The sequence below is a fragment of the Lentzea sp. NPDC054927 genome, assembly GCF_053610285.1.
In genome coordinates, this window is record NZ_JBSGXZ010000027.1 from 116,472 (window position 1) to 125,697 (window position 9,226).

At 68.5% G+C, this 9,226-nt stretch carries 10 protein-coding genes; 6 read left to right on the plus strand and 4 right to left on the minus strand.

Translation table 11 applies throughout. From position 1 onward, the window contains the following. The first annotated feature begins 49 nt into the window (after nt 1-49). Both ACWGE0_RS29540 and ACWGE0_RS29545 read left to right on the plus strand, forming a co-directional pair. On the plus strand, nt 50-700 hold the full coding sequence (locus tag ACWGE0_RS29540) for a GntR family transcriptional regulator (protein WP_452264166.1): 651 nt from the start codon (nt 50-52) through the stop codon (nt 698-700). Nucleotides 701-818: 118 nt separating this feature from the next. Further along, nucleotides 819-1,901: an oxygenase MpaB family protein gene (locus tag ACWGE0_RS29545; protein ID WP_452264167.1), complete on the plus strand. Its 1,083-nt coding sequence runs from the start codon at nt 819-821 to the stop codon at nt 1,899-1,901. Nucleotides 1,902-1,911: 10 nt separating this feature from the next. Here ACWGE0_RS29545 and ACWGE0_RS29550 read toward each other — a convergent pair whose 3' ends face one another. From ACWGE0_RS29550 to ACWGE0_RS29565, 4 genes are all read right to left on the minus strand, one after another. Then, nucleotides 1,912-2,517 (minus strand): response regulator, encoded by a 606-nt coding sequence (locus ACWGE0_RS29550; protein WP_452264168.1) that lies wholly within the window; start codon nt 2,515-2,517, stop codon nt 1,912-1,914. Next, nucleotides 2,514-3,584, minus strand: a complete 1,071-nt coding sequence (locus tag ACWGE0_RS29555; protein ID WP_452264169.1) for a sensor histidine kinase — start codon at nt 3,582-3,584, stop codon at nt 2,514-2,516. Before ACWGE0_RS29555 ends, ACWGE0_RS29550 begins: the two co-directional genes overlap by 4 nt. A gap of 10 nt (nt 3,585-3,594) precedes the next feature. Beyond that, a complete protein-coding gene (locus ACWGE0_RS29560) occupies nt 3,595-4,005 on the minus strand; it encodes a hypothetical protein (protein WP_452264170.1) in 411 nt (136 codons plus the stop codon). Nucleotides 4,006-4,084: 79 nt separating this feature from the next. Then, complete coding sequence (locus ACWGE0_RS29565; RefSeq protein WP_452264171.1) at nt 4,085-4,480, minus strand: ATP-binding protein; 396 nt, start codon at nt 4,478-4,480, stop codon at nt 4,085-4,087. A gap of 92 nt (nt 4,481-4,572) precedes the next feature. On the opposite strand from ACWGE0_RS29565, the gene ACWGE0_RS29570 reads away from it, so the two are divergent. From ACWGE0_RS29570 to ACWGE0_RS29585, 4 genes are all read left to right on the plus strand, one after another. Beyond that, a complete protein-coding gene (locus ACWGE0_RS29570) occupies nt 4,573-5,856 on the plus strand; it encodes a hemolysin family protein (RefSeq protein ID WP_452264172.1) in 1,284 nt (427 codons plus the stop codon). A gap of 66 nt (nt 5,857-5,922) precedes the next feature. Next, nucleotides 5,923-6,861 carry a sigma-70 family RNA polymerase sigma factor gene (locus tag ACWGE0_RS29575; RefSeq protein WP_452264173.1) on the plus strand — a complete coding sequence of 313 codons (939 nt, stop codon included), beginning with the start codon at nt 5,923-5,925 and terminating at the stop codon, nt 6,859-6,861. 165 nt (nt 6,862-7,026) lie between these two features. Beyond that, nucleotides 7,027-8,841, plus strand: a complete 1,815-nt coding sequence (locus ACWGE0_RS29580; protein WP_452264174.1) for a S8 family peptidase — start codon at nt 7,027-7,029, stop codon at nt 8,839-8,841. 64 nt (nt 8,842-8,905) lie between these two features. Continuing rightward, nucleotides 8,906-9,226 (plus strand): hypothetical protein (locus tag ACWGE0_RS29585; protein ID WP_452264175.1); only part of this gene is annotated, 321 nt, incomplete at its 3' end.

Genomic DNA, 9,226 nt, shown 5'->3' on the forward strand with positions numbered 1-9,226 from the left:
AGGCGCCGCCTTGTGTGCTTGTTAACATTGCGCTTGTTAACATTGCATCGTGACTTTGGGACCGGCCCGCCGCAGGGGTCTGAGCAGCGAAGTCGCGGACGTGATCCGCGAGGCGATCTTCGACGGCCGCTACCCGCCGGGCACCGCCCTGCGCGAGGTGGAGCTGTCGGAGGCCCTGGAGGTCAGCCGCGGTCCGGTTCGGGAAGCGATCCGTTCGCTGGAAGGCGAGGGGCTCGTCCGCGCCGAGTGGCACCGCGGCGCCACCGTGGCCGTGCTGTCGGCCCAGGACGTCGCCGAACTGGACAGCCTGCGAGGCGCCCTGGAGACCTTGGCCGTCCGCAGGGTCGTGGCTGTCGGCGGTTCCCTGGACGAGATCGAGAAGGCCGCCGCCGAGATGGACCGTGCCACGACCGCACACGAGATGGTGCGGTGCGACATTGCGTTCCACGACGCGGTGTATGCGGCCGCCGCGCACTCACGGCTGGTTCAAGCGTGGGAGGCGATCCGGTCGCAGGTGCACCTGTTCCTGATCACGCGGGTGAACGTGAGCACGGACGGGTATCTGGAGCAGATCCGGTCGGAGCACCGCGATCTGGTGGCAGCGCTGCGGCTCGGCAACGTGGAGGGCGCGCTGAAGTTGTTCGCGGAGCACCGCAAGCACGCGCTCGACCTGCTCACCTCACCGGACAGGACGAACTGAGCCGCATCACCACGACGCGTCGTTCCAACCCCGCCAGGCAACCAGAACGTGTGGAATCACTGGGCCGAAGAGGTGATCACCGGGATCAGGCCAGCGAACGCGCCCCTACGCTCGCCCGGTGGACCTGCACGCGCTGAAGTACGAGGGTGACCCGCTTGCCGACGCCGTGATCGCGGACCTGGTCGGGAGCGGCAGCCTGAACGAGGTCAACCGGGTGCTGCAGGAGTTCCGCGGCAACGACGAGCCGATTCCGGAGAACCTGCCGGGAAGTGTCCGGGAGTACCTGATCGCCACGGACGAACCGCCCGCCTGGATGGACGAGGAACGCGTTGCCCGCGCGCACGAGTTCTTCATCGACGACGGCGTGCACGTGGCGTCGGTGCTGTCGTTCGGCGCGATGGTCAACTGCTACGCGCAGCCGCGGCCGTCCAGGGTCCTCACCCTCACGCACCGGCTGAACCAGCCGCACCGAAGGTTGTCGGAGACCTCGCAGTTCGTGCTGAACATGATGGCGCCCAACGCTTTCGGCACAGGTGGCTCGTTCGTGCCGACGATCCAGAAGACCCGCCTGATCCACGCCGCGGTCCGGTACTTCGTCGGCCGGTCGCCGGAATGGGATCACGACGAGGACGGCGTTCCGGTGTGCCAGCAGGACCTGCTGGGCGCACTGCTGATCTTCTCCGTCCAGGTGATCGACGGGATGCGCCGCATCGGCGTCTCCGTCACCGAAACCGAGGCCGAGGACTACTACCACGTCTGGCGCGTCGCCGGCGCGGTGCTCGGCATCCGGCCGGACGTCATGCCGGAATCGTTGCGACAGGCCGAAGAACTCAGCGCGAGCCTTGTGCGCGCCTCGTACGCGCCGTCCGACGAGGGCATCGTGCTCACCAGGAACCTCATCGAGCTGTACGAGAAGTTCATACCCGGCAGGGCTTTCGACGGCGTCGTGGCGGCGATGGTGCGCCAGGTCGTCGACGAGGAGGTCGCGGACTGGCTGGAGGTGCCGCGATCGAAGGCCTGGACGAAGGCGGTCGACACGGGAACCCGGATCATGCGCGTGCTCGAACGGGGTGAGGACCGGAGCAGGGTCGCTCGCGCCGTGCTGGACAAGGCGGGCGACCTGCTGCTCGGCGCGAGCGTCCGCACGTTGACGGACGGCCAGCCGACCACACTCACCGTGCCGGCCTGCCTGCGCCGTTAGTGCCACGGAACTAGAGCCAGCCGTGCTCGTGCGCGAGCTGGAACGCCTCGGAACGGTTCGCCGCACCGAGCTTCGCGACCACCGCCGACAGGTGGTTGCGCACGGTGCCGGCGGACAACGAGGTGCGGGACGCGATCTCCGCCACCGGAGTGCCGAACTCGCTCAACCGCAACACTTCCAGCTCCCGCTGCGTCAGCGGGCACGGTGGCGCGGCCAGCGCGTCGGCGGCCAGGGCCGGGTCCACCCAGCGCGAACCGGCGTGCACGCGGCGGATCACGTCCGCCAGGGTGCCGCCGGGGGATCCCTTGGGCAGGAAGCCCTTCGCGCCCGCGTGCAGGGCCTGCTGCAGGTGCGGTGGGCGGCCGCGGCCGGTCAGGATCACCACCGCGCACGCCGGCAGCACGCGCGCCAGCTCCTCCGTCACCTCCAGGCCGTCCAGTTCCGGCATCTGCAGGTCCACCACGGCCACGTCCGGGCGGTGGGCGCGCGCGGCCTCGACGGCTGCCCGGCCGTCGCCCGCTCGGGCCACCACCTCGAGATCCGGTTCCAGGTCCAGCAACGCCGCCAGGGCGTCGCGGATCAGTTCCTCGTCGTCGGCCAGCAGCACTCTGATCACGCGGGCACCACGACCTGCAGCGTGAACTCGTCGGCGGCCCGTTCGACGGTGACCTGGCCGCCGACCGCGACCAGTCGTTCGGTCATGCCGCGGATGCCGTTGCCCTCGCGGGAAGGGCCAGGACCGGCGCCGTCGTTCGTGACGGTCATCCGCACCTCCCCGGTCTCCTCAGCGACAGCGACGTCGATCATGCACCACGTCGCGTGGCTGTGCCGCAGCACGTTGGTGCACGCCTCACGCAGCGCCAGGGCGAGCTGCGTGGCGCCTTCCCCGTCCACCGGTACGTCCGAGACGGTGCACCGGATACCTGCTTCCTGCATGACGTTCCGGACGGCCTCCAGCTGTTCGGGCAGGTTCACCGCGCGATAGCCGTGCACGGCGTCACGCACCTCCTCCAGCGCCGACGATGCCAGCCGCTGCGCCTCGAAGGCCTCCGAGGACGAGCGTTCGGGGTCGGTCGACGCGAGCCGCCCTGCCAGCTCGGACTTCAGCGCGATCACGGTCAGCCGGTGGCCGAGCAGGTCGTGCACGTCACGGGCGAACCGCAGCCGTTCCTCGCTCACCGCCAGCTCCGCCTGGGCCTCGCGCCCGGCCCTCGCCTGCGCCAGCAACCCGGCGAACCACATCGGCAGCCCGGCCATCGCGACGATCGTCGCGCCGACCGCGATCGCGATCCACTGGTACGTCTGCTGGTCACGGGTCACGAAGAACCCGACCACCCCGGACAGGGTGACCGCGCCGATCGCCGCCATCCACCGCCACACACCGCTCAGCAGCAGGGGCGCGAACCCGGCCGCACCGCCACCGATCCACGCCCACGTCGACAGCTCGTCCGGACCGAACGGCGCCACCAGCGGAATCGAGAGCGCGACAGCGGCGACGAGCACCCAGACCTTGGCTTCCCGCAACGCCAGGGCGTACGCGACGGCCAGCACCAGCAGGCCGAGGATCCCGATCCAGCGCATCGGCGACGGCTCGCGCAGCACCGCCAGCAGCGGCACGACCAGGGACCCCATCCACAGCAGGTGCAGCGTCCCGCGCAGCGCGGAGTGCGGCAGATCGTTCATCGCCATCAGCCTAGAGCCACTTCAGCAGGATCGTGACCGCGATGACCAGGTCGAACACCCCGCAGAACTCCGACCACCAGCGCGGCACGACAGCGTTGCGGATGTGGTGCACGAGATCCCACACGGCGTGCGCGCCCCATCCCAGAGCGATCAGCAGTACACCGGTGTGCGGCGACACCACGATCACCGCGGCGGCCAGCAGGAGGTACAGACCGAACACCACGAGCTGCACCCGCGGGGCCCGGCGGCCCCAGAACAGGTATGCGGCGTGGATCGCCAGCAGTGCCCAGGTGGGAGGCACCAGCGGCACCTGCCAGAAGTCGAACGAGATGACCAGCGCGATCACCATCGGCCAGCGGTCGGCCAGGGCCCGGACCACCGGGCGGCGCACCAGCTGCCGTACTGCGGAGTGAGTTGTCATACGTTGAGAGTCGAGGCAACTCCCCGCAAGACCCATCCGCGCGGTGTCATGACTTCACTGTGCGAAACGCACAGACGATCTATGCGTTCACCTCCGCCCAGACGGTCTTGCCGCCGGTGAACTCGCGTGTGCCCCAGCAACGAGAGAGATTCGCGATCAGGATCAGGCCGCGTCCGCGGGTGTCACCGAGCCGTGACCGGCCGAGCTGCGGAAGCTCTGCCGGTGTGTGGTCATCGACCTCGACCCGGATGAAGTCGGTATGTCGTTGGACCCGCACGTTACGAGGCCCATCGGCGTGCTCGTACGAGTTGCTCGCGAGTTCCGTGCACACGAGCAAGATGTCGAGCAGCAGATCCTCCGGCAGATCCCGCAACAAAGTGTTGATCCACGAGCGCATCGCCGAGAGGTCCGGCTCCTCCTCCGGCAAGGTGTACAGGGTCCTCGTGGAGGCGCTCAGCACCTCGGGGGTGTCCATCTCTCTCCCCACCTCGTTCGGCACGGGCCCTCCTGGCTGCTCAAGATGGCCGTCAGAGTGCGAATTACCACTGCGCGTGCTACCCCAAACTCGTGGATGGTTATGGCTTCAACCTCGCGCTGGTCTCGGTATTGGTTTTGCTCAACGCGGCGTTCGCCGGCAGCGAGATGGCATTGGTGTCGTTGCGCGAAGGTCAACTACGGTCGTTGGAACGCGAAGGGCATCGCACGCTCGTGCGCCTCGCACGTGATCCGAACAGGTATTTCGCGACCATCCAGATAGGCATCACGCTGTCCGGATTCCTCGCTTCGGCGACAGCGGCCGTCTCTCTCGCACAGCCGCTCGTGCCGTTGCTGGAATTCCTCGGCGGTGCGGCGAACAGCGTCGCGATCGCATTGGTGACCGTTGTTCTCACGTTTGTGACGCTGGTGTTCGGGGAACTGGCTCCGAAGCGCCTGGCCATGCAGTACGCGGTGCGCTGGTCGAAGATCATCGCGCGCCCGCTGGACCTGCTGTCGGCCGTGTCACGGCCCGTCGTGTGGTTGCTCAGCAAGGCGACCGACCTGGTGGTGCGGATCTTCGGCGGCAACCCGGACGTCGAAGAGGAACAGATGTCGGCGGAGGAGCTGCGTGATCTCGTTGAGGTGCAACAGCACCTGAACCCCGAACAGCGCGAGATCATGACCGGCGCGCTGGAGATCCACGAACGGCGGCTGCGCGAGGTGCTGGTGCCGCGGCGACTTGTGACGATCCTCGAAGCAGGTTTGGACACCGCCACCGCGCGGGAAGTCTTGGCCAGGTCGGGACACTCACGGGCGCCGGTGACGAAGGACGGCCACCTGGACGACGTGATCGGTGTGGTGCACCTGCGCGATCTGCTCGACGACGCGGTGGAACTGGCGGACGTGGCACGCCCGCCGATGGTGCTACCGGACTCGGTGCGGGTCGCGGACGCGTTGCGGCGCATGAAGGCCGAGCACGAGCAGATGGCGCTCGTGGTCGACGAGCACGGCGCGGTCGACGGCATCGTGACGCTGGAGGACCTGCTCGAGGAGATCGTCGGCGAGATCTACGACGAGACCGACCCGGACGTGGTGGCGGTGAAGACCGAACCGGACGGTTCGATCGAACTGCCCGGCACGTTCCCGGTGCACGACCTGGTGGACGTCGGCGTCGAACTGCGGGATGCGCCGCCCGGTCCGTACTCGACGATCGCCGGTCTGGCACTGGTGCTCCTCGGCCGCATCCCGGACGAACCCGGTGACGTGGTGGAGGTCTCCGGCTGGAAGATCGAGGTGCTGGAGGTCGAGCACCACGCGATCACGCAGGTGAGGTTGAGGTCACAGCCCGAACCGCGGAATGACCAAGGCCTCTGAACCGTTACACATAGGTGCAGCCACTTCCGGCTGCCACTCCTGCCAACGGAAACGGGGGGATTTGTCATGCCTGCAGATCTGAAGAACCGCGCGTCCGGCCAGCAGGACGCGGACCTGGTCGGCCAGTACCTGCGCGACGTGGGCGGCACCCCGCTGCTCACCGCGGCCGAAGAGGTCGACCTGTCCAGGCGCATCGAGGCCGGGGTCTACGCCGCGCACCTGCTGCTGAGCGGGGACACGACGCGCGACCCGCGGCTGCTGCGCCGGATCGTCGCCGAGGGCGAGCGCGCCAAGGACCACATGATCCGCGCGAACCTGCGCCTGGTCGTGTCGGTCGCGAAGAAGCACTCGTTCCGCGGCCTGCCGTTCCTGGACGTGGTCCAGGAGGGCAACCTGGGGCTGATCCGCGCGGTCGAGAAGTTCGACTACGCCAAGGGCTACAAGTTCTCCACCTACGCCATGTGGTGGATCCGTCAGGCGATCGAACGGGGTCTGGCAGAGCAGACCCGCACGGTCCGCCTCCCGGTGCACGTGGTGGAGGAGGTCAACAAGCTCAAGAAGATCGGGCAGAAGCTGTCCGCGGCACTCGGGCGTGAGGCCACGATCGACGAGATCGCCGCCGAGGCCAAGTGCTCGCCGACGCGCGTGCAGGACCTGCGCGACGCGGCCCGCTCGTGCGTGTCGCTGGAGACGCCGGTCGGCGACGAGGGCGACTCGGTGCTGGGCGACCTGATCCAGGACATCGACGGCGTGTCCGCGCCGGAATTCGTGGAACAGCAGGAGTTCACCGAGGGCGTGCGGTCCTTGTTGGACGTCCTGCCCGCACGGCAGGGCCGGATCATGCGCCTGCGGTACGGCCTGGAGGACGGGCGTGCCCGCACGCTCCAGGAGGTCGCCGAGGAGCTCGGACTGACCCGCGAGCGGATCCGTCAGCTGGAGAAGCAGTCCCTGGCCCAGCTGAAGCAGTCGGGTCAGCCGGAGGATCTTTTCGCGCTGGCCGGCTGACAACCGTACGAAAGTCGCTTGTTCTCATCGTTGTCGCAACTAAAGACTCATCACGTCCGCACTAGCGGACTACCGCTGTTTCGCAACCGCGTGTGAACGCATCTGTAGGGCCGTCGAGGGCCGGCCCGCGTTCGCACGCGGTTTCCCTGCGATCAAGGAGCAGTGATGAGACAACGCACCCTGCGCACGCTCGGTGTGGCGGCAATCGCCGCCGTTGGAACGGTGTTAGCGCTCCCACAGGCTGCCGCCGCGCAACCGGAGGGACCGATCGTCGCGGAGAGCGCGCCGAACGCCGTCCAGGACAGCTACATCGTGGTGCTCAAGAACACCATGACCGGCGCGGAGGTCGGCGGCCGCGCCGGCGATCTGGCCACGCGCTACGGCGGCAAGATCGGCTTCACCTACCGCGCCGCGTTCAAGGGCTTCTCGGCGAACATGTCGGCGAAGCAGGCGAAGCGCCTGGCGGCCGACCCGGCTGTGGCCTATGTGGAGCAGGACCGGACCGTTCAGGTGCTGACGGACCAGCTCAACCCGCCGTCGTGGGGACTCGACCGCGCGGACCAGGCTGATCTGCCGCTGGACAACAAGTACAGCTACAGCACCGACGCCTCGAACGTCACCGCGTACGTGATCGACACCGGCATCAACTACAGCCACAGCGACTTCGGTGGCCGGGCGACGTTCGGGTTCGACGCGTTCACCGACGGCCAGAACGGCAAGGACTGCCAGGGCCACGGCACGCACGTGTCCGGCACGGTCGGCGGCGCCACGTTCGGTGTGGCGAAGGGCGTCAAGCTCAAGGCCGTCCGCGTGCTCAACTGCGCCGGCGGCGGCTCCGTGGCCACCGAGGCGGCGGGCGTCGACTGGGTCACCGCGAACGCCGTCCTGCCGGCGGTCGCGAACATGAGCCTCTACACCGGAACCGCGAACGAGCCGAGCCGTGTGCTCGACGACGCCGTCCGCGCGTCGATCGGCCGCGGCGTCACCTACGTCGTGGCGGCGGGCAACTTCAACGACGACTCCTGCAAGTACTCGCCGCAGCGCGTCACCGAGACGATCAACGTCATGGCAACGGCCCGCACCGATGCCCGCGCGTCGTTCTCCTCGTACGGCACGTGCAGCGACCTGTTCGCACCTGGCCAGGACATCGTTTCCGCGTCGTACAACAACAACACCGGCTCGGCCACGATGAGCGGTACGTCCATGGCGTCCCCGCACGTCGCCGGTGCGGCCGCGTTGTACCTCGCCGGCAACCCGTCCAAGACCCCGGCCGAGGTGCAGGCGGCGATCATCGCCGCGGCCACCCCGAACAAGGTCACCAACCCCGGTGCCAACTCGGCGAACCGCTTGCTGCGCACCAACACCGGCGGCGTTCCCGGCGTCTCCGTGACCAACCCCGGCGCTCAGACGACCGCGCTGAACGGCTCGGCGAACCTGCAGCTGTCCGCGTCCGGCGGCACCGCGCCGTACACGTGGTCGGCCACCGGTCTGCCGACGGGCCTGTCCATCGGGTCGTCCACCGGTCTGGTCACCGGCACGGCTTCCGTTGCGGGCACGTACAACGTGACCGTGACGGCCGCGGCCACCGCAGGTGGTTCCGGCAGCACCTCGTTCACGTGGACGGTCGGCTCTGCGACCTGTGCCAAGCAGACCAACGGCACCGACGTCGCCATCCCGGACAACTCGACGGTCACGTCGTCGATCACGTTCTCGGGCTGCACCGGCACCGCGTCGGCGTCCAGCCAGGTCGAGGTGCACATCAAGCACACCTACAAGGGCGACCTGATCGTCAACCTGGTCGCGCCGGACGGTTCGCTCTACCTGCTGCACAACCGTGCGGGCGGTAGCGCGGACAACATCGACCAGACCTTCACGGTCAACCTGTCGTCGGAGACGCGCAACGGCACCTGGAAGCTTCAGGTCCGTGACGCGGCCACCGCCGATGTCGGCACCATCGACACGTGGAGCCTGACGCTCTAACTGTTCGACGTTGCTGTGACGCGGCGTCCATCGAGTCATCGGTCGTGATGGCACGATGGACGCCGTGAACGTTCCGGCTGTCCTGCGCACCCTGGCCCGCTTGAGCGCCGCCGAGCAGCCGCAGAAGGTCCAGCTCGACCTCAGCAAGGCCGCGGGTCTGCTGTGGCTCGGCGACCACGGCCCGTGGTGGCAGGCGATCACGGCGACGCGGGAGCAGGCGCCGATCACCTGGAACGCCCCCCGGCACGCGCGTGCCGAGGTGCAGCACCTCGCCGCGTTCGACGCGCTGCACCAGGAGGACCGGTTGCTGCGCCTGGGCTGGGCGTTTCTGGCCGGGCCCGCGGTGGTCGCCGGTCAACGCCGCCGGGTGTGCCTGCCGTTGGTG

What these genes read in the sequence shown, in the direction of transcription:
- ACWGE0_RS29575 (WP_452264173.1), top strand. Translation starts at nt 5,923, where the DNA reads ATGCCTGCAGATCTGAAGAACCGCGCGTCCGGCCAGCAGGACGCGGAC.
- ACWGE0_RS29560 (WP_452264170.1), bottom strand. Translation starts at nt 4,005, where the DNA reads ATGACAACTCACTCCGCAGTACGGCAGCTGGTGCGCCGCCCGGTGGTC.
- ACWGE0_RS29555 (WP_452264169.1), bottom strand. Translation starts at nt 3,584, where the DNA reads ATGAACGATCTGCCGCACTCCGCGCTGCGCGGGACGCTGCACCTGCTG.
- ACWGE0_RS29565 (WP_452264171.1), bottom strand. Translation starts at nt 4,480, where the DNA reads ATGGACACCCCCGAGGTGCTGAGCGCCTCCACGAGGACCCTGTACACC.
- ACWGE0_RS29580 (WP_452264174.1), top strand. Translation starts at nt 7,027, where the DNA reads ATGAGACAACGCACCCTGCGCACGCTCGGTGTGGCGGCAATCGCCGCC.